Raw genomic sequence first — 23,991 nt, 5'->3', positions numbered from 1 at the left:
CATGCGCGCATGCGCCCGCAGGGGCAGGTCATTTCGGCTTGTCGGGCGTCGGCAAGGGAGCGGGCACGGGTATGGTCGCGGCGGCCGCCGCCTTGTTGCGCTTGCAGGCCGAGCGGAATTTGCCGCGTGCCTTGCCCTTCAGCCCCTGCTCGTCGGCCTCCTTGGAGCAGGCGATGGAAATCGTCCGCCGCGCCGCCTTGTCGAGGGTGGCGAACTTGTCGGTGGCGGCATCGGGCCGCGACGGCAGCGTCAATCCGGGTTGCGAGCGGGCGGGGCCCGCGGCCGACAGGGTGGCCATTGCGATGGCCGCAATCGCCGCCCGGGCAGTGAATCTCATGCTGAAGTCCTCGAACGAAAGGCACGCTGCGATGTCCGGCGATGCTGAACCCGCAGTGAATGGAATGAGCCGGATCGCCGCGCGACGCAAATTATATTTTCGCGCGGCCATGCTCCCGCCTGCTTTGTCGGTCGCGGGCGTCTCGCTAGAATTACCGTCCCATTCCACCATGCTCCACAGGGAGATCGAGGATGAGTTTTCACGCAAAATCATTGGTTGCTTCGTCACTCGCTACGCTGGCCGTGATCGGGCTCGCGACGTTCGCCGCCGCGCCGGCGAAAGCGCTGACCGCGCAGGAATGCAGCGCCAAGTACAAGCAGGCGAAGGAGGCCGGCACGCTGGGCGGCCAGAAGTGGAACGACTTCCGCAAGGCCCAGTGCGGCAGCGATGCCACCGCTGCCGCGGCACCGGCGGCTCCGGCCGCGCCTGCGGCCGAGGCCAAGCCTGCCAAGGCGGCGAAATCCGACGCCAAGGAGGCCGCTCCCGCGCCGACCGGTCCCGCCGTGTTCCCCAACGCGGTGGACCCGAAATACGCCAAGGAGAAGCCCGGCAAGGCGCGGCTGCAGACCTGTGTCGATCAGTACAATGCCAACAAGGCGACCAACGCCAATGGCGGCCTGAAGTGGATCCAGAAGGGCGGCGGCTACTACAGCGAATGCACCAAGAAGCTGAAGGGCGCTGCCTGATCCGCGTTGACGAGACGATGCCGGCGGCCGGAGGCATCATGCGTTCGGCCGCCGCTCTCGACGCCGCGCATCGCCGCGAGACCGCCGGCCCCACTCGGCTCGGCGTCGGTCGCGCGGCGGTTCGCGCCGGTGGCGGCGGAATTGCTGCTCCGGTGATTTTGGGGCTTGCCTTCCTGTGCGGGAAATGACCCTGCTCTCGCCATGATCTCTGCTGTCCAAGGTGTGCTCAGCCTGTTTTGCGGCGCGATGGTCGGGTTCTCGCTCGGCCTCGTCGGCGGCGGCGGCTCGGTGCTGGCGGTGCCGCTGATGGTCTATTTCGTCGGCGTGCCCGAGCCGCACATCGCGATAGGCTCGAGCGCCATCGCGGTCGCCACCAACGCGGCCATCAATCTCGCCAATCATGCGCGCGGCGGCACCGTGATCTGGCCGATCGCGGCGCTGTTCGCAACGGCGGGCATCGTCGGCGCCTTCACCGGCTCGCTGCTCGGCAAGATGGTCGACGGCCAGAAGCTGCTGGCGCTGTTCGCGCTGGTGATGATGGTCATCGCCATGCTGATGCTGAAGACGCGCGCCCGCATCGGCACCCCCGATGTGAAGATGAGCATGGCCAACGTCCCGGCGATCGTCGGCTTCGGCCTCGCCACCGGCACGCTGTCCGGTTTCTTCGGCATCGGTGGCGGCTTCCTGATCGTGCCGGCGCTGATGGCTGCGACGGGCATGCCGATCATGAATGCGGTCAGCTCGTCGCTGGTCGCGGTGACGACCTTCGGGCTCACCACCGCGGCGAGCTATGCCTGGTCCGGGCTCGTCGCCTGGGATCTCGCCGGCCTTTTCATCGCCGGCGGGATCGCGGGTGGCCTTGCCGGCACGCGCCTGGCGCGCCATCTCTCCGGACGGCGCGGCGCATTGAACGTGGTATTTTCCGTCGTGATCGCGGTGGTGGCGCTGTATATGCTGACACGCAGCCTGCTGCATATCTGGAGCTGACCTCAATGAAGCGCGTCCCCTCGACTGCGATCACCTCCGCCAGCAGCCGGCGTGACGTGTTGACGCTTTTTGGCGCAGGCGCGGCGCTTTCCTTGTGGCCCCGCGACAGTCGCGCCGAGGACGCCGACGAGCCCGACGAGGGCGCGGTGCTGCGCGACCCCGATGCGCCGGTGCTCGGCAATCCTTCGGGCGACATCGCGATCGTCGAATGGTTCGACTACAATTGTCCGTATTGCCGCAAGCTCGATCCCGAGCTGCAGCAGGTCATCCATGATGATGGCAAGGTGCGCTGGGTTCTCAAGGAGTGGCCGATTCTCGGGCCGACTTCCGTGGTTGCCGCGCGGATGGCGCTGGCCTGCAAATATCAGGACAAATATGCCAAGGCGCATGAGGCGTTGATCGGCGTCAGCTCGAAGCTCACCGAACCGCGCATCGACGAGCTGCTCGCGGGAGCAGGAGTCGACGTCGACCGCGCCAAGCGCGACCTCGCCGCAAACGCCAAGGCCATCGATGACATGCTGGCGCGCAACGACAAGCAGGCGCGGGGATTGCGTTTCCGCGGTACGCCGTCCTTCATCGTCGGCAAGTTCAGGGTACCCGGCGTGCTGACCATGGCGCAGTTCGAGCAGGTCATCGCCGACGCGCGCAAGGCCAGGGCGGCCAACTGATTGGCAAAGCAAAGGCGCCCCGACCAACGGCCGAGGCGCCCTGAAAACAGCAGCGTCGTGCGCGTTACTTCGACGAGATGCGAACCCAGTCGTCATGTGCGCGGGTCTTGAGTGAATTCCAGCTGTCCGCCGCGACGTCCCAGTTCACGATCGTCCGGCGCGTCTGCGCGGTCGGCCCGTTGGCGACCTCGGAGGTCTGCATCGAATCATGGATGTAGACGCCGAACCCCAGAATGAGAGCCCCCAGGATCATTCCCACGAATGTCCGCATGTCATGTTCTCCAGTGTGACGGCCAATAACGCCGCGGTCGAAACTTGGTTCCACGCCCGCCGCGGTCCCGGTCCACCGCGATCAGAACATCCTAACTGCGCGATTTTTCAGGCCGCGATTCCGGCAGCGAGGTGACGAGATTGAGTGTTTTCATCTCGTCGGGCTTGAACGTGAACAGCTGGTCATGCGGCGTCTCCATCGCATGCACCCAGACCTTCAGATCGATGCCCATCTCGGCGAGATGGCGCTGGCATCGCGCCGAGATGTTCTGCGCAAGGCTCATGTCGTCGCCGGACCTCACGGCGGTCCCGGACGTGGGGACTGCGGCGATCTGATGCACGCCGATGATCGCCCGCTCGCCGGCCCGGCGCTCGAGACCGCCGGCGAACACCAGCGGGCACGACGAGGCGCAATATTTTCCCGCCTCCACTTCGGTTGCGAATTTCCGCGCGCGGATCAGTCGCCCCATCGCCAGCGCGTCGGCGACGGAGCCGCCGGGCGAGTTCAGCACGATCGTCCTAATATATTCGCCATGACGTTCGACTGCGTCCGCAAAGCTGCGCGCGCTGCCGGGCGTGATCGTGCCGGTCGCGAACAGCCGGCCGCCGCCGCGCAGCTCGAACTGAATCGGCCGCTGCAAGGCACGATCGCCCTGCGGCAGCGGCATCAGCCGCTTCATCAGGGGCGCCAGCACGGATGGTGATTCCTCCGGCAAGTCCGGCGCGTCGCGCCGAATGTCGAGCTGAGGCGGGGCCGCATCCGATGGCACCTGCGGAGCATTCAACTCGAGCAGGTCCGCCGCGAGAACTGCGACGGTGACGACGAGGATGCTGCGGAAGACCCAACGCAGAATGCTCTCATCGGGATTGTCCGCGAGCCAGGCATGGACGCGTCGGTTCAGCGCCGAAGCCACGGGACTACTTTCCGATTCGAGCCGATGACAGCGACGTCACGTTCTCATCCACCGCGGCCGGCGCCGGCTCAATGGCCGGTGCAGAAGGCTCCTCCGTGGGCGTTTCGGCTGGCCGTCGCTCGGCCGCCCGCCTGGCGTCCTCCACCTCGCGCGCAATCTGCAATGCGGTGACGAGATCGGCGGCGGTCAGGCTGGAGGCGCTCACGGCGGGCAGGCCCTCGCGGCGGATGGCGGCATGGACGACGCAGAGGATCAGCACCAGCACCGCCGGCATCAGGTCGATCGAGATTGCGCCGGCCCAGCTCGGGATGAAGTCGCCAGCGTAGCGCAGCACGGCTTCAGCGGGCGACAGCGTCTGGAACCGGGTCGGCTCGATGCGCGGCAGCGCCAGGATCTTGTCGGCGGCGTCGGCGAGCGAGGCGGCCTGCGTGGCGATCGCGCTCTCCACCTTGCCGACGACGGCGGTCTGGCGCTCGGCCAGGTCGCCGCTGCGTCCGCCTGCGGCAGGCGCGATGAATCCGGCCGAAAGCGACGTCGCGGCGCGCCTCACCGCAGGTGCCACCGAGGTCTGCTGCAGATTGGCGATCACGCCCATCAGGTTCAACGACTCCGTGGCGAAGGCATCGCTACGCGTTGCGATCGGCCCGCGGTCGGAGATCAGCTCGCGCATCTTGGCGAGGCTCTTGCCGCCCTGCTCGTAGAGAGCAGAGACGCGCTTGCCGGACTCCTGGACCTGTTGTCCCAGTCCGTCGAGCTGCGTCGACATCTGCGCGAGGAGCTGGACCACGGTGCCCGATCCGGAGGTGCCGGTGAGCGAGCCCGCGCGTTCGGCGTCCGCCAGCTTGGCGAAGCGGGAGGAGGCGAGCTGGATGTCCGGCAGCAGGCTTTGCGCAGCGATGGCCTGGCTGTTGGCCCTGTCGAGGTCGCGCGTGTAGTTCTGCACGGTGATGGCGAGATGCTGCTGGATCGCTGCGGCGCCGGCCAGGGCCGACGCATTCAGCCAGGACGACATCGCGACGATCATCAGCGAGCCCAGCAGCATGCAGCCGGCCATCATCAAGCGCCCGATCGCGCTGGTGACGTGCGGCATGAACTGCATCATGAACACCCAGAAGGCGTAGATGCCGACCGAGACCGCGACCGAGTAGATGACCGCCGCAAAGAACACCGTGGTCGGACTGCCGTTGAGCAGCTCGCGGACGCCAAGATAGGTGTAGACGCCGGCGGCCAGCGCCAGGATCGCGGTCGTGAGCTTCAGCGTGACCTCGAGACGGTTGACGCCATTGGCGAGCACGACGGAGGTGGAGGAGCGGGCGGACGAGACTTGCGCGACGGACGCGGCAGGCGAGGGCATCAGCGGCGAGGGCATGAGCAGACCTTCGGCGGCGTCATGGCCGCCCGTGTGCAGCGCCCCCGCTGTATGACCGAGCAGAACCAATGCGGACAAAATCCGCCGACATTGTGTCGGCGGCATTGCCGATCAGCCATCTCTTAGCAAGGGAATCAAGCTCAGCGCATCAGCCAGCGCAGCAGCTCGACATTCGCCTCGCGCGGATAGCAGTGGCTGAGATCGTCGATCTCGCGATAGGCGACGTTGGCGCCGGCCTTGGCCAGGGCGTCCGCCGTATGCCGCGCGATCTCGACCGGAAACATCCAGTCGAGCCGGCCGTGCACGATCTGGATCGGCAGGCCGCGCAGACGGTCCCGGTCGGCGATCTCGGCCATCAGCGGATGGAACGTCGCGGCCACCGGCGCAAGATGCGTGAACGGCGAGCCTGCGGCCAGTCCGCTGACGTAGCAGAACGTGCCGCCGTCGCTCATCCCGGTCAGGAGCATGCGGGCGGGATCGATCGCGACGCGACTGCGGACGAGGTCGAGAATGCGCAGGAGGTTCGGCGTATCGGCGTCGTCGCCCATCAGCGCCCAGGTCGGTCCTGCCGCGGTGGGGGCAACCAGGATCGCGCCGAGGCTGCGCGCGGCGCGCAGCCAGCTCCAGAGAAAGTCGCGGCCGTTGCCGCTGCCGCCATGCAGCGCCATGACCAGCGGCCAGTCTCGGTCCGCCGTGTAGTATTCCGGCACATACAGCGAAAAGCCGCCGCGATTGCCGATCTCGTTATGGTCGTGAAACACGGTGTCCTTGCCTGCAGAGGACGCGGCCAGCAGCTGGCGCAGCCCGTCGTCACCGTCGACGGCGGGATCGAGGAAGAATTCGCTCAGCGGCGGCAGCGTCGCGGCCAATGGAAACAGCGCCTCGAGTGCGCGGGGCAATTGACGGAGGGCCCTGAACACGTCGACCAGGTCGCCCTCGCCGCGCTGAACGGCGCGCAGGCCGGCAAACGACATCAGCGCTGCGTCCGCTGCGGTGTCGAAGGCGATACGGATATGGGCGAAGTCCGCCGGCCACGACGTGAGATGAATCCGCGCCGTGTGCAGCACCTGCTCGGGATCGCCGACGTCAGCCATCACGCGATCGAAATCCGGCGGGTTCAGGTAGCGTGCAACGTGGGACAGGGCTTCGAGCGTCTGCAGCAGTGGCGGCAACACGATGAGAATGTCATCCACCACGGCATCCGTCATGCAGGTCTCCTTGATACGCGATACGCGGGGCTGGCCGTCTCGTCTGCTTGCCGGTCATGCAACGCAAAATCGGGCGTCCGGGCAATGACCATTTTCCGAACGCGTGTTCGCTCCGCGAAGCCGCAATCTCGCGATGCGGCTCCTGCAAGTCAACACGGTCCGGACGCTGCCGTCGCGCGCGGCAGGTGAGTCGCGCGCGAATACACGCGCAGACGATAGTTGATTGACAAAATTCGGGCGCGATGTCGCACTTGGTGAGAGCCGGCGGCGCGGCGGAGGGTTCCTCGTGGATCACCGCCCTGGGTCAAAACTGCCGATCGGTTGCCGAGGGGGGATTCGCATCATGACCAAATCGCCGTCGGCCGCGTTGATCAACGCGGTGCTCGCCATGGACGTCTACAACAGGGGCGTCAACCCGACGCTCGTGGTCAATTTCAACCGTATCGGGAGCTATGAGCTGGTGGCGGCGAGCGTGACCTCGACCGCCGACAATTTCGAGGCCGCGACCTACCAGCTCGCGGGCGATCCATCGACACGGATCATTTCGTTTCGCGGCACCGACAGTCTCGCCGACGTGCCATCGTGGCTTGGCGGTGCCGGTCTGGCCGGCTGGCCGACGCAGTTCCCGGATGCGGAGTCCTACTACAAGACATGGGCGACATCGAACGTCTCGCTGACCGGACATTCGCTCGGCGGCGGACTTGCCGGCTACATCGCGGCGCTCAACGACAAGGTGGCCTATGCGTATGACGCGATGCCGTTCGAATTCGCGGCTGAGGTCCGCTACGACCAGTTGCACGGCTTCTGGGGCGCGCTGATGTCGCACCCGGTCGACCGCTATTCCGACATTCACATGGTCTCCCTGTCCGGCGAGATCCTGCAATATGTGCGGGCTGCGGCGCCGGTGCTGGAAGCGCCGCTGGCGCTGCTGCAGCTCGGACCGGTCGCCGGCGCGCTCGCCATCGCCCATGCTGCGATCGGCATCTCGTCCGAGCAGAAGACCGTGCTCGGCGCGGGCACGGATCTCGGTCTGGATCCGGTCAGCCTGCACTCGATCGCGCTGCTGACGATGATGCAGTGGGCGAGCGACAACGGTGCCCAGGATTGGAAGAAGGCGGCGGCTGTGCTGCTGGCGCCGCTGGAGGATGACGCGATTGCTTCGGCCGTCGGCATTCTCGCGGCCGGTGTGAGCGGCGAAGGCGCGCCGTCCGACAAGATGAAGGACATGATCGCCTATTCGACGGTGACCGACGCCAGCGGCTACGGCAACAGCGCCGTGCAGGCCCTGTTCAACGGCGGTGGCGTGCTCGGCAACAGCGTCAGCGCCGACACTGCGGCGACCTACCTGAAGAACGGCGGGGTCGAGAAGGCGCTGGCCGAGATCGTGGTGGAATATTCGGCACTGCTGGCGCAGAACCACGACGAGGTCGCGGCGACGCCGGGCGTGATCGGCCATGAGCACGGCATCCTTTATCAGGACACGGCCAACAACCTGCTGGTCGCGGATCTGTCGTCCGACCTGTGGTCGCGCGCCGACACCGGATCGGCTGTCGACGTCCTGGGCAAGCTCGCGCTGATCGATGCTGTCGCGAGTTTCGACAGTGAGGACGCTGGCCTGGTCGACCTGGCGATCGGCGTGCTCTGGGGCGGCAAGACCGACAATCTCGACTGGCTCAGCGCAGCCTTGAGCGACGCGGCGACCACGGTCGCGGTCGATCCGGTGCCGGGCGCGATCATTGCTGCGTCCGACGGTGCGCTGCTGATCGCGGGCGGCGGCAACGACACGCTGTTCGGCACCGCCAATGACGACCTGCTGATCGGCGGCGGCGGCAGCGACGTACTCAAGGGCGGGGCCGGCGACAACATCCTGGTCGGCGGCGTCGGCGCCACCTACGTCTATGCGCAAGGCGACGGCAACGACGTCATCATCAACGGCGTAGCGTCGCTGTCGAAGCCGACCGGCACGCTCGATTTCGGAACGACCTACACGGCCGACAATTTCTGGTTCGTCAAATCGGGCAACGATCTGGAGATCGACATTCTCGGCACCCATCAGCAGGTCACCGTCGCCGACTGGTTCCTTGGCGGCTCCTATCAGCTGCAGGAGATCAAGGCCGGCGGTCTCGAGATCGATACCCAGGTTTCGCAACTCGTCCAGGCCATGGCGACCTACGCCCAGGCGCATCCGGGTTTCGATCCCACGGTGGCATCACAGTTGCCGACGGATGCGCAACTGCACGACCAGATCGCTGCGGCCTGGCACGTCAACGCGTGAACGCAGGCCCGCGGCCGCCTCAGTGCAGCCGCGGCGCCTTGAGCAGCTTGGCGCGGTCGGTCGAGGCGATGGTGACGTCGAAGGTGACGCCCTCATGGTGCACCGTCAGCGGCACGTCGACGCCGGCTGCGCCGAGCGCCCAGAGCTTGCGATAGAACTCGCTCTGGCTCGTCACCTTGTCGCCGTTGATGCCGAGGATCACGTCGCCCGCCTTGAGCTCGGCGCGGGCCGCCGGGCCGTTGTCGGAGACGCCGATCACGACGACGCGATCGTCGACCTCCGTCGCGTACATGCCGAGCCAGGGGCGTGCCGGCTTGTTGACACGGCCGAAGCGCCTGAGATCATCGATGATCGGCTTCAACAGGTCGATCGGCACGATCATGTTGACGTGCTCGTCCTTGCTGTCGCGCTCGCGCTCCAACTGCAGCGACCCGATGCCGATCAGTTCGCCCTTGGCCGAGAGCAAGCCGGTGCCGCCCCAATTCGGATGGGCGGGGTGGGTGAAGATCGCCTCGTCCAGCAGATATTCCCAATAGCCGGCGAATTCCTGCTTGGCGATGATCTGGCTCGCGACCGATCGCGTGCGTCCGCCGGCGCCGCCGAGCACGACATGATCGCCGACCTTGGTTGCCGCCGACGAGCCGAGCGGCAGCGCCGGCAGGTCGAGCGATCCGAGCGCCTGCACCAGGCCGAAGCCGGTCGTGAAGTCGAACCCGAGCACATGGCCCTCGACCACGCGTCCGTCATTGGGGTGCAGCCAGACGGATTCGGCCTCGGTGATCAGGTAGCCGATGGTCAGCACCAGCCCGTCGTCGATGACGACGGCATTGCCGGCACGCTCGGTCCCCAGCGTTTCCGCGCTGAAGGCGTCGGACGGAATGATGGCATGCAGGCCCACGATCGAGGACAGGGCTTGATCGAGATCATATTGATAGTCTTCGGCGCGAGGCTGGAAGGCGGACGGCACTTTCCATTCGGTCAAAGAAGGCATTTCGTTCTCCTGCTCTGTCGATACCCCCGGGTGCATCGACCAAGCTTCTGCTTCGTGTCGCGTGACGGCCACAGCGTGAACGCGAGCTTAACATCTTTGAGCGGCTGCGCCAGTTCCGCCGGCTCCGCATCGGCGTCGGGAGGAACTGGCTTCCCAACTACCCGCGGCCGCAGCCCCTGCCGATCAGGGGCCAGACCAGCCACGCTCCGGCAGCATACAGGCTGCCGACAGTCGTGGCTCCGGTTTTGGCCGCGATGTGGAAACGTCCGGCATCGAGCAAGGCTCCATCGGAGGCGACGATCGCCGAGATCATACGGTCGGACGGGCCGAACACGACCACCGCATCCGGCTTGATCACCAGGGCCATGGCAGCCATGCCCGCAAACCAGACGAGGGCAACGGCCAGCACGCCCTTCAAGGGAAGGGCGCGGGACGGGGGATGCCGGTCAATAGTCGTAGGCATGCTCGAACGTATATCCCGCGGCTTCGAAACGGCCGATGTCCTGAACCAAAGACCGGACCGGTACGTCGACGCCGATGCGACGGGCACCGGGGCGCGACTGGATCGGGACACTGAATATAGGCAGCCCATCGAAAGCTGCCAGCCGTCCGTCGCCCGGAGGGACCACGATCGTGACCAGGATACGATGATTGCCTGCGATTTCGCCGAACGCGGCGCCGTCATGACGGCCGAGCTCCTTGGCGAAGGAATCGAACTTGGCGTAGCGCTCGGTCTCCACCAGCACGCCCTTCATGCCTTTGGAGTCCGTGACCTCGCGGATCACCTTCACGCCCGGAATGACTGCAAGCTCGGCGGCAGGCAGGCCGGTGACGACGCTCTGGATGGTCAGCACGGCCGGATCGTAGCCCGCCACATAGCCGATGACGGCCGCATAGGCGGCGCGCCCGGCATATTGCAGGCTGAGCGAGACGCGCCGCTCCACGGCGCGGAACGATGGCACGAAGGGCGTCTCGCGCCAGAACTGATCGAGCTTGGCGACGAAGGGATACCGATACCAGGGTGTCTGATACAGGAACGCAGCGTAGTCCTTCAGCAGGGCAAGGTTGAAGGCGTCCTCCGCGGTCTTGACGCCGTCCGTGGTCTCCCAGCTGATCGCCCCGATGCTCTTCTCGTAAGCGCCCTGGAGCGCCATCTCGGCGGTGAAGCTGAAGCCGATGATGTAGTTCGTCAGCTTCTGCTCCGAGGTAGCGGGACCGGAGCCTGCGGCCTGGCGCGTGGCCCGGCACAGGCTGCGCCAGAAGCCGGAGACGCTCGATAGATAGTGGAAGTCGGACTCCGAGGCCTGCCCGGTCACCGCAGCGAGGTCCGCATAGGCGTGGACGATGTACCATTCAGGAAAGGTCAGGAAGCTGTCACCCTGTGATCGCGCATATGCGGGATCGGTGATGCCGAAGTAGGAGGTTACCATCGGGGTCGGGACGTCGGCCACGCAGACCGTCTCGACGCTGATCACGGTGGTGGCAACGCCGATCGCCGCGGCTGCCAAAACGACGCCGAGAAGATACAGCGCTTTACGACGCAGGCTCATGCGAGGGCAGCCTGTCTACGCCACGGCGACCAGCCGACCGCGATGCCGATCGCGCCGAGTGCGAGATGCGGCAGGCTGGAGAGGACCTTCACCAGCCACGAGGTGTCGCGGATGCCGTCGATGACGATCGAGAGGTCGAGATAGCCCGAGCCGGTGAACACGCCCATCACGCCGTCGAGGAAATACAGCGAGCCGAACACGCGCAGGAAGAACACCGCGCTGCGGCGGGTCAGCATCGCCGCCAGCGCCCACAGGCCGGAGGCGACATGCAGCGCATCCTTGTAGATGTCGAGCTGGAACAGGCCGAACACGCGGCCTTGCGCATCGATAAAGGTCGGGATGTAGTCGGTCGCGGCGGCGAACAGGAGCGCCATGGCGAGCGCCAGCGCGGCGATGCGATAGCGGTCCAATGCGAAGCCATCTGCTGCTGATGTATTCATGCGAAATAGGCGTCCCACATCGCGTTGCGGAACAGGAGGTTCGGATCATACTGCCGCTTGGCGGCGACGAAACGCGCGGCCGCCGGATAGGCCTTCTCGACCTGGTCGCGGCGCGCGTGCAGACGATAGGGCAGATAGAACGCGCCGCCAATCGCCGTGATGCGGTCGATCAGCGCTTCCGTCGTCCGCAGCATGTCGATCTCGCCTTCGGGCGAGGTCGCCTGCGAGAACGACATGACGGCCGCGATCCGGCGCACCGGTGCGATCGTGAGCGCGGGTGTCTTGTCCTCGGCGACGTAGCGCAGGGTGACGTTGAGGAATTCGGCGCGCGCCTTGGGAATGATCTCGCGGCAGGCGGTGAGGAACTCGCCGAACCGCTCCGGCGCGACGAAATATTCGTGCAGGATGTCGGTGCGGTGCATGTCCTTCTGCGCCAGATTGGCGACCGGCTCGGCCATCAGCGAGTTGCGGGTGTAGCGGCTGTCGGAGATGGCGGGGCCGAGCCGGGTCTCCATGAACCAGCGCAGGCCCTTGGCGACCTCCCATCCGGTCTGGGCGCGATAGATCGTGTTGGCGACGCCGGTGAGCTTGCCGGAGCTGACTGCCGCGGGTAGGGTCGCCGGAGCATCGGGGGCGGGGCGGAAGGTGACGAGCAGGGCGTCGTCGAAGAACGCCTTGCGGGACACCGACATCCGGCCATAGGCCATCTTCACATTGGCGTCGCCGTCGATGTTGCGTGTGAACTGCTCGGCGAATTTCTCCGGCGCCATGCGCTCGAAGCGCGGCTCGAGCAGCAGGTTCGGCACCATCTCGACCTCGAGATCGACGACGATGCCGAACAGGCCGTAGCCACCCATCGCGAGCCCGAACAGCTCGGCATTCTCGTTGCGCGAGCACTGCACCAAGGTGCCGTCGGCGAGCAGCATGCGGATCGATTTCACCGTGGAGCCGAACGGGCCATACGGCACCGGCCAGCCATGGGCATTGACGCAGAACGTGCTGCCGACGCCGAAATCGCTGTTGGACTGCATCACGGCCGGCGAGAAGCCTTTGGGATCGAGCGCGGCGATCACGTCCCACCAGCGGTTGCCCGCCGCGGTGCGATAGGTCTTCGCCGCCGTGTCGAGCTCGATCGCGCCGCCGTCGAGCGTGATCGCCGTGCCGTCGCGCGGCAGGCTCTGGCCGCCCATCGAATGCCGGGCCACGGCCGCGGTCACCGGGCGTTTCGCCGCGGCCGCCTCCTTGAGCTCGGCGCGCAGCCGCGCGATCAGGTCGTCGGTCGTGGGCTTGCTGATCACCACATGCCTGGCGACCGGCGTCGGGTTGAGCCGGCTGGCGTCGTTGAGGATGGTGCGCAGCTCGGCCCGCGCCCGCGGCATCCGCGCCAAGGGCAGCGCCGCGGCCGTACCCGCGGCGCGCAGAAACCGTCGTCTCGACATCATGGCGCGGACTCTCCTTCCCTTCACGGAGTCTACGCCAGCATCGTAAACGTTCGAAAAATTTCCGTGCCGTCAGTCTGCCGCCGGGCGCGCCCGCGTGGGCACGAGACGGAAGTCGCGGCCATCCTTCACCCACTCCGCGCGCTCGTCGCGCAGCAAGGTGCGGCGGACCTTGCCGGAATCGTCGCGCAGCATGACGTCGACCAGCTCGTAGCTTTCGGGGTGCTTGTAGCGGCTGAGCCGGTCGGCAAGGAACGCGCTCATGCCGTCGACGATTCCCTGCGCATTCCTGGAGCGGTCGATCTCCACGATCGCATGCACGCGCTGGCCAAGCTCTGGATCGGGCAGGCCGACCACGACGCAGGAGCGGATGTCGGGATGCGCCATCAGCGCCGCCTCGACCTCGGCCGGATAGATGTTGGCGCCGCCGCGCAGGATCATGTCGGCGAGGCGATCGCCGAGATAGAGATAGCCGTCGGCATCGAGCCGGCCGATGTCACCGAGCGACTCCCAGCCGTCGGCGCGGCGCTTCGGCTCGGCGCCGAGATAGTGATAGGTGCTGCCGGGACCATCCGCAGGCAGGAAGTAGATCTCGCCACTTTCGCCCGGCGCGACGTCATTGCCTTGGGGATCGAGGATGCGCAGTTTGCAGGACTCGTCGATCTTGCCGACCGAGCCCTTGTGCTGCAGCCATTCGGTGCCGGAGATGATGGTGCGGCCCTGGCGCTCGGTGCCGCCATAGAGCTCGTAGACGCGCTCGGGCCCGAGCCACTCGATCCATCTTTCCTTGAGCCATGGCGGCATCGGCGCGGCCATGTGGAACACCATCTTCAGGCTCGACAGATCGTAGCTGTTGCGGACCGCCTCCGGCAGCGCCCAGATCCGGTGCATCATCGTCGGCACGAAGTTGACCCACTGAATGTGCTGCGTCTGGATCAGCCGCAGCGTCTCTTCGGCGTCGAACTTCACCATCCCGGTCAGGCTGCCGCCGGCGAACAGCGCGTAATGCGACACGATGAAGGGCGCGTTGTGATAGAGTGGGCCGGGATTGAGCAGCGATGCGCCCTTCGGAATGCCGAGCGGCGGCTCGGCGGCGGTGTCGGTTACCGCAGGCTGGTGATCGAGGATCACCTTCGGCCGTCCGGTCGAGCCGCCCGAGGTCATTGCTTTCCAATAGCGCGACACCGGCGCGGCGAGCGGCGCGTCGGAAAAGCCCTCGGGCGTGAAATCGGCCGGCAGCGCGTTCGGCGCATTCCAGTCGGCCTCGCCGCCGACCACCAGTGACGGCTTGAGGATCTCGAGCACCGCGGCGGCCTCGCCGCGCGGCAGCCGCCACGACAGCGACGTCGGCGTCGCGCCGCATTTCCACACCGCGAAGCTGGTCTCGAACAGCGCATTGCCGTTGGGCAGGCCGATCGCGACGAAGTCGCCGGGCTTGACGCCCTTGGCCGCGAAGGCGCGCGCACGCGCATTGGCGCGGCGCTCGAGCTGCTCCCAGGTCAGGACATCGGTGCCGTGCCGGAGCGCGACGCTGTCCCCGGGTTTGCGCTCCGCATACCAGCGCGGCACGTCGGCCATCGGAATCAGCATCCATTCCTCCGTATCGTCGGCTGCCTCGCACGGGCGCCCATTCTTGGTCCGCGGCTTTGGCCGCCGACGTCAGTGATGAGAGGTGTTGTGCCTCAACCGAACCGGGTCGTCCATACGCGCGCGCCGCCAGGTTTCGGATGGCAGTTCTGCGAAATGGCGCTGATGAGCCTGAGGCAGGACTGAAAGGCTGGAAGCCGTGACGCCAGGCGGACTGATAATTCCGTCACGCGGATCGTAAGACGATCGGGGTCGCGCCACGGGAACAGGTCAGGCACCGAACGGCGCGGCGATAAGAACCTTTGCAGCCGATCTTCATTGTCGCTCGCGGGGGCCAACGGACAGGAGCTCCCATGCACGCTCAACAGATGATCGAAACCCACCCGCACGTCCGCGGTCGAGTTGACGACGCACTCGTCCGCTGCATCGAGGAGTGCTACTCCTGCGCTCAGATCTGCACCTCCTGCGCCGATGCGTGTCTCGGAGAGAATAGCGTCGCCAGGCTGACGCAGTGCATCCGGCTCAATCTCGATTGCGCCGACGTCTGCAACGTCACCGGCCGTCTTGCCACGCGGCGCACGGGCTCCGACCAGGAGATGATCAGCCGCATGCTCGAGGCCTGCGCGGCGGCGTGCCGGCTATGTGCCGAGGAGTGCGATAAGCACGCCAAGATGCATGCCCATTGCCGGATCTGCGCCGAGTCCTGCCGGCGCTGCATGAACGCGTGCGAGGAGGCTGGACGCAGCACGACCCATTGATAGGTCGGTTGCGGCGCCGCTCCATCGAAGAATGGAGCTCATCAAGAGACAAAGGCCGGGCGCGAGGCCCGGCCAGTCCGACCATGGCGACCGGATTGCTCCGGTCCTGAGAACGCCATCGCAGACAATCGATCGATCAGCCGCCGTTCAGCTTCGTGGTCAGGGTCGTGAAGATGCCTTCCAGGGTGAGTCCGAGCTTGTTGAGTATGGTGATGATCGCAAGCGCGATGCCGGCCGCAATCAGGCCGTACTCGATCGCGGTTGCGCCCGATTCATCCTCGTAAAATTTGAGAAGCAATTTCTTCATCAATTCCCTCCGCCGCCCGGCGATATGGCCGCCGAACGATGCCCGCGAAACTACGGAATGGAACCTAAGGTAGTATGAACGAGGTCTAGCCAAGTTTCGCAACTTTGCCGTTTATGTCGAAAATCTCAGTTGCAACACGGTCCACTGCACGCGAACGGCTTCATGGCGGCACACCGGCTGCGCGCAGTGCCTCCGCGTAGGTTGTGGCGAGCGTCCCGGCCGGAAACGGGATCCGTTCGAGGAACTCGGACACGGTGAGATGCGGTTCGAGGCTCAGAAGCTGACGCGCGACCTCGCCGGCGCGCGACATCTCTCCGGTCCTGACCAGGGCCACGATCAGGACGCGGAGCGCGACGGCGAAACGCCGGTTCTGCGCCAGCGCGATCTCCGCCCATTGAACGGCGCCAGCGAGATCGTCCTCGGCCACCGCACAGATCGCCAGCGCTCCGGCTGCGAACCAGCCCCGCGGATCGCGCGGGTTCAGCCGCCGCGCCCGTTCGATCATCGCGCGTCCCGCAGCCGTGTGTCCGGCCATGATCTCGATCCAGCCGCTCAAGGTCAGCGCCATCGCCGAGTTCGGGTTGATGGCAAGCGAGCGGCGGAATAGCTCCCGTGCTGGGGCGATGTCCTCGGCCATGTTCCAGATCGCGAAGGCCGCCATCCACAGCACCTGCGCGTCACCGGGCGCATGCTCGCACGCCTGCCACGCCCGCGCCACGGCGGCCGTGCGATAGGTCTCGTCCGGCGCGCTCCAGCCCTGGAAGTGGCGCAGCGCCTGGCAATAGGCCCAAGCCGCCATCGCGGGCGCGCAGGCGGGATCGATCGCCAGCGCCTGGTCCAGACACGCGGTCGCCGCCGCGAGGCTGTCGGACGTGAAGGCGTCGCGCAGGCTGGCGGCGCGCAGCAGCAGATCGTAGGCGTCCGGAAGCGGCGGCGTGGCGCGGCGCCGCTCGCCTTCCGCCAGCTCGAGCGTCGGCTCGATCGCCGCCACGATGCTCTCGGTGATGCGGTCCTGCAGCGCGAACACATCGTCCAGCTGGCCGTCGAAGCGCTCCGCCCACAGATGCGCGCCGGACGCCGCATCGATCAGCTGCCCGTTGATGCGCAGGCGGGACCCAGCGCGGCGCACGCTGCCTTCGAGAACGTAGCCGACGCCGAGCTCGCGTCCGACCGTACGGATATCGACGGCCTTGCCCTTGTAGATGAAGGAGGAGTTGCGGGCGATCACAGCGAGGCCGCTGCAACGGGATAGCGCGGTGATGATGTCCTCGGCCATCCCATCGGCGAAATAGTCCTGCTCGGGATCGCCGCTCATGTTGGTGAAGGGCAGCACGGCGATGGCGGGGCCGTCGAAGGCGGGTGCGGCTGATACGGCCGGCGTCTGCACCGCGTCGGCCTGCTCACGGACCGCCCCGACGAAGCGGACGCCCTTGCGCGGAATGGTGCGGATCAGGCGCTGCGCCTCGCCGCTGTCGCCGATCGCGCTCCGCGCCGCGCTGATGCGGCTCGCCAGCGTCGCCTCGGAGACGATGCGGCCGCCCCACACCTCGGCGAGGATGTCGTCGCGGCTGACGACGCGGTCGCGCGTCCTGATCAGGAACGCGAGCAGGTCGAACACCTGCGGCTCCATCGCGACCAGGTCGTCGCCGCGGCGCAGCTCGCGGCGGCCGGGATCGAGCACGAAATCGTCGAAGCAATATACCACAGGCACCGTCCTGGCCGCCGGTTTCACCTTCGCGTCACGCGATCCGCAAAATCAAGCCGGCCTCAAGGAAAAATCAATGCCTCCTCCAAGCGCCGCGCGGGCGCAAGGCGCACAACGACCGCACCTCGGAACCAGGAGCCTCCGCCATGCCGACCATCCTTCACGCCAGCCGCCGCCGTTTCCTCACCCTTGCCGGAACCGCCGTTGCGGCCCTTCAACTCGGCTCCAGCGCCGGGCAGGCGCAGAGCTTCAAGTCGGCGTCGAAGCTGCCGGCGATCCGGCCGGGGGCGGGGACGTCGCTCGGACCGATCAAGCAGGTCAAGGCCGGCGAGATCAGCATCGGCTATGCCGAGACAGGTCCGGCCGACGGCCCCGTCGTCATCCTGCTGCACGGCTGGCCGTACGACATCCACAGCTTCGCCGACGTCGCGCCGGCGCTGGCCGCGTCCGGCCATCGCGTCATCATTCCGCATCTGCGCGGCTACGGCACGACGCGGCTGCTGTCGCCGACCGCGTTGCGCAGCGGCCAGCCGGTCGCCGTCGCCGCCGACATCGTCGCGCTGATGGACGCGCTTTCGATCAGGACCGCGACCCTCGCCGGCTATGACTGGGGCGCGCGCACCGCCAACATCATCGCGGCGCTGTGGCCGGAGCGGTGCAAGGCGATGGTCTCGGTCAGCGGCTATCTGATCGGCAGCCAGCAGGCCGGCCGCATGCCGCTGCCGCCGGCCGCCGAGCTGCAATGGTGGTACCAGTTCTACTTCGCGACCGAGCGCGGTCGCGAGGGCTACGACAAGAACCGGCGCGACTTCGCCAGGCTGATCTGGCAGACGGCCTCGCCGAAATGGGCGTTCGACGACGCCACGTTCGCGCGCAGCGCCGCCGCCTTCGACAATCCCGATCACGTCGACATCGTCGTGCACAACTATCGCTGGCGGCTCGGCCTCGCGCAGGGCGAGGCGAAATACGATGCGCTGGAGGCGAGGCTCGCGACCTTTCCCGACATCACCGTGCCCACCATCACGATGGAGGGCGATGCCAACGGCGCGCCGCATCCAGCGCCCGAGGCCTACGCCAGAAAGTTCACCGGCCGCTACGAGCACCGGCTGATCACTGGCGGCATCGGCCACAACCTGCCGCAGGAAGCGCCGCAGGCGTTTGCGCAGGCGGTGCTCGACGTGACGACGAGCGCGTAGCGCCGACGATCTCAGGCGGGAGCGCGTTGCTTTTCTCGGCGTTGCAGCCACGTCTCCCGCCGCACGATCCATTGCTCGGAGCGGGTCTCGCCATTGTGGTGCGCGACCTCGATGAAGCCGACGAACTCGGCGCCCGTCTTCTGCTTGACCCGCCGTGATGCGATGTTGCTCGCGACGTTGCAGACGGTGAACTGATCGAGCCCGAGCGGACCGAAGGCGAAGTCGTTCACGGCGGCGATCGCCTCGCTCATCAGCCCTCGATTCCAATAGGGCTCAGCGAGCCAGAAGCCGCGATGGCCCTTCATCGACTCCATGCGCGGCCGGAAGTGAATATTGCCGATGGCCTCGCCGTCACCGTCGCGCAGCGCCAGCACCCATTGATACAGCTCCTCGCCGGCCGCGATCCTGTCGAGCTGCAGCCTGACGAAGGTCTCGGCGCCGTCAGGAGGATAGGGCCACGGCACGACGGCCGCGAGGTTGCGGATCACGTTCCAGTTGTCGAACTGACGCTGGATCGCCGGCGCATCGGCGAGGGCCAGCGGCCGCAGGATCAGACGGGCGGTATGCAACGTGGGCGTGAGCATGACGCCATGCTGTCGTTTACCAAGCTCGTTTGCAAGCCGGGGTTGCTACGCCGTCTAACTCGCATGTCATTGATACTTCGCATCGCGCTCCGCCATTAAGGTTGCCAGGAACTTTCACGCCCGGACTGGAGCCCGATACTTCCACAACGTTGCATTGCAGTGCATGAATCGAGCACACGCGGCCTGCACGAATGCAGCGCGCGTACAACCGTCGCAGGAAACTGCGCCGGCTCGGGCTCAGGGTTGCGCCCGAACGTCAACCATTCGCTTGCCGCGAGATCATCACGCAGATCTTGGGCTGGCGCGATTCGGGGTGTCGTGGATATGAACCGCAAAGCGGCGGATCGTCAGTTACGTCGTCTGCAGGCAGAGCAGAGCTTCGATCCGCGCACATGGCGCGATCGGCAGCTCGGCCGGGCCGCGCCGTTCTACGGCTCGGAGCTGTTCCAGCTCGGCTGCCCGCCGCTGGCGTCGTTCATCGCCGCGTTCCTCGGCTGTCTGATGACCCTGCATCTGAGTGCAACCGGGCTGTCGCCGCTGATTGCCTCGGCCGCGGCGGCTTTGCTGCTGTGCGCCTCGCTGATCCTGACACGGACCGCGGATCTGGTGCCGAGCACGTTCTTCTCATCGGCCTATGGCGGCAGCTTCGTCGGCATGACTCCCGTGGCGCTGTTGAACGCAAGCGTCATTCGCGCCGGTCTGCCGCTCGACGCCGCCTTCGTTCTGCTCTCGCTGTTCTGTGGACTGGTGTTCTGTCTGGGCTGTGCGCTCGACATGTGGCTGCGCGGGGGGCTCGCGCGCGGCTATGGCGGACGACTGGGCGCGCTGGCGGCGGTCGCTTCGTTCCTGTTCGTCGGTCTCGCGCCGCTGCTCGGCGCCGAGGGCGAGCTGTTTCCGATCGCGCGCCGCGGCGCGCTGGAGCAGGGGCTCGGCGGCACCGCGCTCACCTTCGCGTTGTGCACGGTCGGCATGCTGGCGACGATGGCCGCCTTGCGCTGGGCGCCCGTGGCTGGGTCGCGCCGCGCGGTACGCATCTTCGTTGCGGCGACGGTGGCCTTTGCCGGCCTCGTGGTGCTGCAGCTTCTGCCCAGCAAGGCCCCTGATCTCGACGCCTATTCCGCCGGTTGCTTCGTCGGCATGTCGTCGTTGCGGCGGCTCCGCAGCCTGCCGCAGGCGATGGCCGCGGTGGTGCTGCTGACGTGCCTGCTGATCCTCACCGGTCCCATCCTGCCGAGCGTCGGCGGCAGCCTCGGATACATCGCCTTCGTCTCGGTCATTTTCGTGGATGCTGCGGTTCGTCTGTTCGTCGAGGCAGGGGAATCGCCGTGGCAGACCGTCCTCGCCTGGACGCGGGGACTCGTCGCCACACTCGCTATCTTCGCGGTGCTGCTCACCAGCGAGCTGATGTTTCAGCCGCCGGTGGCGGAGCCCAACGGTCCGTTGGTGAACGCGGACAAAGCCGCTGCGCCGGCGCGGACCACGATGACCTCACACGACGAGGATCGGCGCGACGGCACGGCGCCCGGCGAGCCGGCCTTCGCCGCTGACACAGCGCCCGATCTGCCGCTTCAGATCCTGAATCCGGAGGGCGCCAATCCGCTCGCCCCGCGGCCCTCGAGTGAGCCGGTCCAGCAGTCCGCGTCGCCCGCGTCCGCAGAGCCGTCCCGGCGGATCGGTCGCGATGGTCGGCCAGCGGGCGTGCTGGCTGCGCGGCTGAGGCGCCAACAGGCACGGGTGGTGCCGCACGCGACGGCGCGACCGCGCATCGTGGCCCGCCATGAGGTGCAGCCCGCGCCGGAGTGGCGGCCGGACCCATCGACATTGGCGGGGCCGTGACAGCGGACCGCGATGACGCGCTCGACCGGCCGTCCGAGCCCGGCTCTCACCGCTGGCCGCGCCGGTCGCTGAATGTCGTGCCGCTGGCCTCGTTCGCCGGCGCTTTTCTCGGTTGTCTGGCGACGCTGCACCTGTGCACGTCGGGCCTGTCCCCGGCGCTCGCGTCGGTCACCGCCACCCTGCTGCTCTGCGCTGGCCTGATCACGGCAAGAACCAGAGATCTGCTGCCGACGACCTTCTCCTCCTCGGTCTATGGCGGCAGCTTCAGCGGGATGACGCCGATCGTTGCGTTGAGCGAGAGCGTGGCGCGGTCGGGGCTTCCGGTCGACAGATCCTTCCTGCTGCTGTCGCTGTTTTGCGGCCTCGTGTTCTGCAGCGTCTGCGCGATCGAAATGCGGCTGCGCGTCGTGCTGTTGCGCGGCTATGGCGGCCGCTTCGGCGCGCTCGCGGCGATCGGCTCGTTTCTGTTCCTCAGCCTCGCGCCGCTGCTCGGCGCCGACGGCGCACCGGTGCGCGTCGCCAGCCTTCAGGGCTTCGACAGGGGTCTCAATCATTCGGTGCTCATGCTGGCGCTGTGCGGCGTCGGAATGGTCGCAACGATGGCGGCGCTGAGGCTGCCGCGGGTTGCGGCCGCAGGGCGGCCGGCGCGCATCTTCGTCTCGGCAGCACTGGCCTGTGCCGGTCTCGTCATCCTGCAGCAGCTCGCGCCGGACGATGCCCGCCTGTCCGACGCGTATTTTGCCGGTTGTTTCGTCGGCATGTCGTCGCCGCAGCGTTTGCGGGGTGTGGTCCAGCCGCTGGTCGCCGCGGTGGCGCTGACCGCGTTGCTGGTCCAGGCGGCGGCGGTTCTGCCAAGCGTCGGCGGCAGCCTCGGCTTCGCAGCCTTCGTCGCGGTGGTCGGCGTCGATGCTGGCCGCCGGATCATCAGCCGCGCCGCGCTGCCGCCCGAGCGTCCTGCGCGGATCTCGCTCGGCAGAAGCCTCGCCGCCGCACTCGCGATTGCGGGCGTGCTGCTGCCGAATGACTTGTTCCAGTCGGGGCCGGTCGAGGAGACCACGGGATCGATCGTGCAGGCGGAGAGGCCGCCTCAACCTGAGCCCGCCGTTCCAGCCGAGCCTGTTGCGGCCGAGCCGGCCGTGGCGGCAGTCCCGATCGAATTGCCCGCCGATGCGTCGCCGGCCGCCGAGACGACATCCGACGTAGTCCGTCCGGTCGCGCGGCCGGCGCCAAGCGAGCCGCCGCGGCGGCGCCGCGCCAGCCGGCCCGCGGTCGTTGCTCCGCAATCGCGTCCGATCGATCCCGAACCCTGGCGCATCATCCGCGACGGACAGCAGGCGGGTGCAGGAACGGCGGCGACCGGCTCGCCGCCGGCTCGGGCGAAGCGCAGCCAAGCCCGCGTTCCCGGATCAGTACCGGCCCCGCCGCGCGCCGCGCCACGGCCGCGGACGCCCCGGGTGGAGGATCCGCAGCCCTCGGTGTCGGAACCGCGCTGAGCAGGCTCAGCCGAACTTGCGCCGCGCGTCGAGCGCGAGCCCGATGCCGACGCTGCCGAGCAGGTCGGTCTCGGCGATACGCGCCGCCGGAAACAGCGCCAGGATTGCCTGACGCAGCGCCGGCACCATGCTCGAGCCGCCGGTGAGGAAGATGGTGTTGATGGAAGCGGCCCCGACGCCGGCATCGTCGAGCAGCTTCGTCACCGTGCCGACGACGCGTTCGACGGAATCGCCGATGGCGCGGTCGAAATCCTTGCGCGTGAACTTGATGCGCGCCCAGTCGTCCTTCTCCGACAGCACCGAGGTCAGCGACTTCGCCGCGGTCAGCGCGATCTTGGCCTGCTCGACGCCGATCGCGAGCGTATGGCCGCGATGCTCCTCCACCACCTTGATGAAGCGGTCGACCAGATCGCGCCGCTCGGCCTCGTAGCGGATCTGGCGCAGCTCGCCGATCACGCCCTTCTTGTAGAGCTGGTTGATGCGGTGCCAGGTGGCGAGCTCGTGATAGTACAGCGTCGGCAGGTTGCGCTTGCCGTCGGCGGTCAGGCTGCCGTAGCCGAGATGCGGCATGACGCTTTTCAGGCTGAGCAGCCGGTCGAAATCGGTGCCGCCGATGTGGATGCCGCCATTGGCGAGGATGTCGTCCTCGCGCTGCGCCTTGCCGCGCCGCTCGGGCGAGACGCGCACGATCGAGAAGTCCGAGGTGCCGCCGCCGATGTCGACGATCAGCACCAGCTCCTCGCGGGCGACCTGCTGCTCGTAGTCGAGCGCGGCGGCGATCGGCTCGTATTGGAACGCGATGTGCTTGAAACCCTGGTCCCGCGCGATGCCCTCCAGCGCGCTCTGCGCCTCCGCGTCGGCCGCATCATCCTTGTCGACGAAGCGGACGGGACGGCCGAGCACGACTTGATTGATCTCCCTGCCGAGCCGCGTCTCGATCCGCGTCTTCAGATGCGCGAAGAAGAAGCCGAGGATACCTGCAAACGGCACCGCCTTCTGCCGAATATAGGTCTTCTCGTGGATCAGCGCGGTGCCGAGGATGCTCTTCAGCGCGCGCATGAAGCGGCCGTCGTGGCCGGTCAGATAGCGCTCGATCGCGCTGCGCCCGAACTGGGTGCCGTGATCCTCGAAATCGAAGAACATCGCACTCGGCAAGGTCCGCTGCTCGCCCTCCAGGGGGATGAGCTCTGCGGAGGCGGAATTGCTGAGGCCGACCGTGGTGTTCGAAGTGCCGAAGTCGATGCCACAATGGGCCGCTGCCGCCATGCTCGTCTCGTTTCCGTCCGGGGGGCGGTCCGCTTAGCCGTTCGGCGGCGCGATGTCATCCGCCAATGTGCGGAGCGGCGCGCATGGCAGTCGTCTGGCGGAGAGATGACTGTGCATCCTGCCTG

The 23,991-nt window shown here is 67.2% G+C and carries 24 protein-coding genes; 9 read left to right on the top strand and 15 right to left on the bottom strand.

The window, feature by feature from the left end:
- Positions 1-28: 28 nt before the first annotated feature.
- Complete coding sequence (locus QX094_RS08195) at positions 29-337, bottom strand: PsiF family protein (RefSeq protein WP_315716225.1); 309 nt, start codon at positions 335-337, stop codon at positions 29-31.
- A 191-nt stretch (positions 338-528) separates the two neighbouring features.
- On the opposite strand from QX094_RS08195, the gene QX094_RS08190 reads away from it, so the two are divergent.
- The 4 genes from QX094_RS08190 to QX094_RS08175 are packed head-to-tail and all read left to right on the top strand — an operon-like array spanning position 529 to position 2,678.
- Positions 529-1,023: a hypothetical protein gene (locus tag QX094_RS08190; protein ID WP_315716224.1), complete on the top strand. Its 495-nt coding sequence runs from the start codon at positions 529-531 to the stop codon at positions 1,021-1,023.
- A gap of 38 nt (positions 1,024-1,061) precedes the next feature.
- Positions 1,062-1,211, top strand: a complete 150-nt coding sequence (locus QX094_RS08185) for a hypothetical protein (RefSeq protein WP_316186193.1) — start codon at positions 1,062-1,064, stop codon at positions 1,209-1,211.
- 13 nt (positions 1,212-1,224) lie between these two features.
- Positions 1,225-2,010 carry a sulfite exporter TauE/SafE family protein gene (locus tag QX094_RS08180; protein WP_316186191.1) on the top strand — a complete coding sequence of 262 codons (786 nt, stop codon included), beginning with the start codon at positions 1,225-1,227 and terminating at the stop codon, positions 2,008-2,010.
- Between the two features lie 5 nt (positions 2,011-2,015).
- Positions 2,016-2,678 carry a DsbA family protein gene (locus QX094_RS08175; RefSeq protein ID WP_315716222.1) on the top strand — a complete coding sequence of 221 codons (663 nt, stop codon included), beginning with the start codon at positions 2,016-2,018 and terminating at the stop codon, positions 2,676-2,678.
- Between the two features lie 64 nt (positions 2,679-2,742).
- Here the strand turns inward: QX094_RS08175 and QX094_RS08170 are convergent, their stop codons facing one another.
- The 4 genes from QX094_RS08170 to QX094_RS08155 all read right to left on the bottom strand — a co-directional run bounded on the left by QX094_RS08170 (position 2,743) and on the right by QX094_RS08155 (position 6,439).
- Entirely contained in the window at positions 2,743-2,949 is a 207-nt protein-coding gene (locus tag QX094_RS08170) for a hypothetical protein (protein WP_172111383.1), read from the bottom strand.
- 91 nt (positions 2,950-3,040) lie between these two features.
- The gene (locus QX094_RS08165; RefSeq protein WP_315754330.1) at positions 3,041-3,862 is read right to left on the bottom strand and encodes a hypothetical protein; all 822 of its coding nucleotides are present in this window, start codon (positions 3,860-3,862) and stop codon (positions 3,041-3,043) included.
- 4 nt (positions 3,863-3,866) lie between these two features.
- Positions 3,867-5,231 (bottom strand): hypothetical protein, encoded by a 1,365-nt coding sequence (locus QX094_RS08160; RefSeq protein WP_410052236.1) that lies wholly within the window; start codon positions 5,229-5,231, stop codon positions 3,867-3,869.
- A gap of 140 nt (positions 5,232-5,371) precedes the next feature.
- Positions 5,372-6,439 carry a phospholipase gene (locus QX094_RS08155; protein WP_315716219.1) on the bottom strand — a complete coding sequence of 356 codons (1,068 nt, stop codon included), beginning with the start codon at positions 6,437-6,439 and terminating at the stop codon, positions 5,372-5,374.
- A gap of 343 nt (positions 6,440-6,782) precedes the next feature.
- Between QX094_RS08155 and QX094_RS08150 the strand changes: the two genes are divergently transcribed.
- Positions 6,783-8,714, top strand: coding sequence for a calcium-binding protein (locus tag QX094_RS08150; RefSeq protein WP_316187768.1), 1,932 nt, complete (start codon positions 6,783-6,785; stop codon positions 8,712-8,714).
- A gap of 19 nt (positions 8,715-8,733) precedes the next feature.
- Here QX094_RS08150 and QX094_RS08145 read toward each other — a convergent pair whose 3' ends face one another.
- From QX094_RS08145 to QX094_RS08120, 6 genes are all read right to left on the bottom strand, one after another.
- Positions 8,734-9,705 (bottom strand): S1C family serine protease, encoded by a 972-nt coding sequence (locus tag QX094_RS08145; protein ID WP_315716217.1) that lies wholly within the window; start codon positions 9,703-9,705, stop codon positions 8,734-8,736.
- Positions 9,706-9,862: 157 nt separating this feature from the next.
- Positions 9,863-10,168, bottom strand: a complete 306-nt coding sequence (locus QX094_RS08140) for a hypothetical protein (RefSeq protein ID WP_316186188.1) — start codon at positions 10,166-10,168, stop codon at positions 9,863-9,865.
- Entirely contained in the window at positions 10,152-11,255 is a 1,104-nt protein-coding gene (locus QX094_RS08135) for a hypothetical protein (protein WP_315826601.1), read from the bottom strand. Before QX094_RS08135 ends, QX094_RS08140 begins: the two co-directional genes overlap by 17 nt.
- Positions 11,252-11,695: a DUF4383 domain-containing protein gene (locus tag QX094_RS08130; RefSeq protein WP_315716214.1), complete on the bottom strand. Its 444-nt coding sequence runs from the start codon at positions 11,693-11,695 to the stop codon at positions 11,252-11,254. The genes QX094_RS08135 and QX094_RS08130 overlap by 4 nt, the downstream gene beginning before the upstream one ends.
- On the bottom strand, positions 11,692-13,137 hold the full coding sequence (locus QX094_RS08125; RefSeq protein ID WP_315754340.1) for an FAD-binding oxidoreductase: 1,446 nt from the start codon (positions 13,135-13,137) through the stop codon (positions 11,692-11,694). The genes QX094_RS08130 and QX094_RS08125 overlap by 4 nt, the downstream gene beginning before the upstream one ends.
- 69 nt (positions 13,138-13,206) lie before the next feature.
- Positions 13,207-14,724 (bottom strand): AMP-binding protein, encoded by a 1,518-nt coding sequence (locus QX094_RS08120; RefSeq protein ID WP_315754342.1) that lies wholly within the window; start codon positions 14,722-14,724, stop codon positions 13,207-13,209.
- 350 nt (positions 14,725-15,074) lie between these two features.
- On the opposite strand from QX094_RS08120, the gene QX094_RS08115 reads away from it, so the two are divergent.
- Complete coding sequence (locus QX094_RS08115; protein ID WP_316166730.1) at positions 15,075-15,479, top strand: four-helix bundle copper-binding protein; 405 nt, start codon at positions 15,075-15,077, stop codon at positions 15,477-15,479.
- A gap of 136 nt (positions 15,480-15,615) precedes the next feature.
- Here the strand turns inward: QX094_RS08115 and QX094_RS08110 are convergent, their stop codons facing one another.
- Together QX094_RS08110 and QX094_RS08105 are read right to left on the bottom strand one after the other, a co-directional pair.
- Positions 15,616-15,786, bottom strand: coding sequence for a Flp family type IVb pilin (locus tag QX094_RS08110; protein WP_284418181.1), 171 nt, complete (start codon positions 15,784-15,786; stop codon positions 15,616-15,618).
- Between the two features lie 160 nt (positions 15,787-15,946).
- On the bottom strand, positions 15,947-17,491 hold the full coding sequence (locus QX094_RS08105) for a winged helix-turn-helix domain-containing protein (protein WP_315826745.1): 1,545 nt from the start codon (positions 17,489-17,491) through the stop codon (positions 15,947-15,949).
- A gap of 146 nt (positions 17,492-17,637) precedes the next feature.
- Here QX094_RS08105 and QX094_RS08100 point away from each other — a divergent pair, with 146 nt between their 5' ends.
- Positions 17,638-18,687, top strand: a complete 1,050-nt coding sequence (locus QX094_RS08100) for an alpha/beta hydrolase (RefSeq protein ID WP_316187767.1) — start codon at positions 17,638-17,640, stop codon at positions 18,685-18,687.
- Between the two features lie 11 nt (positions 18,688-18,698).
- Here the strand turns inward: QX094_RS08100 and QX094_RS08095 are convergent, their stop codons facing one another.
- The gene (locus QX094_RS08095; protein ID WP_315754349.1) at positions 18,699-19,271 is read right to left on the bottom strand and encodes a GNAT family N-acetyltransferase; all 573 of its coding nucleotides are present in this window, start codon (positions 19,269-19,271) and stop codon (positions 18,699-18,701) included.
- Between the two features lie 324 nt (positions 19,272-19,595).
- On the opposite strand from QX094_RS08095, the gene QX094_RS08090 reads away from it, so the two are divergent.
- Together QX094_RS08090 and QX094_RS08085 are read left to right on the top strand one after the other, a co-directional pair.
- Positions 19,596-21,107, top strand: a complete 1,512-nt coding sequence (locus QX094_RS08090; protein ID WP_316176292.1) for a hypothetical protein — start codon at positions 19,596-19,598, stop codon at positions 21,105-21,107.
- The gene (locus QX094_RS08085; RefSeq protein ID WP_315716207.1) at positions 21,104-22,600 is read left to right on the top strand and encodes a hypothetical protein; all 1,497 of its coding nucleotides are present in this window, start codon (positions 21,104-21,106) and stop codon (positions 22,598-22,600) included. The genes QX094_RS08090 and QX094_RS08085 overlap by 4 nt, the downstream gene beginning before the upstream one ends.
- 6 nt (positions 22,601-22,606) lie before the next feature.
- Here the strand turns inward: QX094_RS08085 and QX094_RS08080 are convergent, their stop codons facing one another.
- Positions 22,607-23,866, bottom strand: coding sequence for an Hsp70 family protein (locus QX094_RS08080; protein WP_316176291.1), 1,260 nt, complete (start codon positions 23,864-23,866; stop codon positions 22,607-22,609).
- Between the last annotated feature and the right edge of the window lie 125 nt (positions 23,867-23,991).

The organism is Bradyrhizobium sp. SZCCHNS1050, from assembly GCF_032484785.1.
Taxonomy (GTDB): Bacteria; Pseudomonadota; Alphaproteobacteria; order Rhizobiales; family Xanthobacteraceae; genus Bradyrhizobium.
This window is presented reverse-complemented; position numbering and strand designations above follow the sequence as displayed.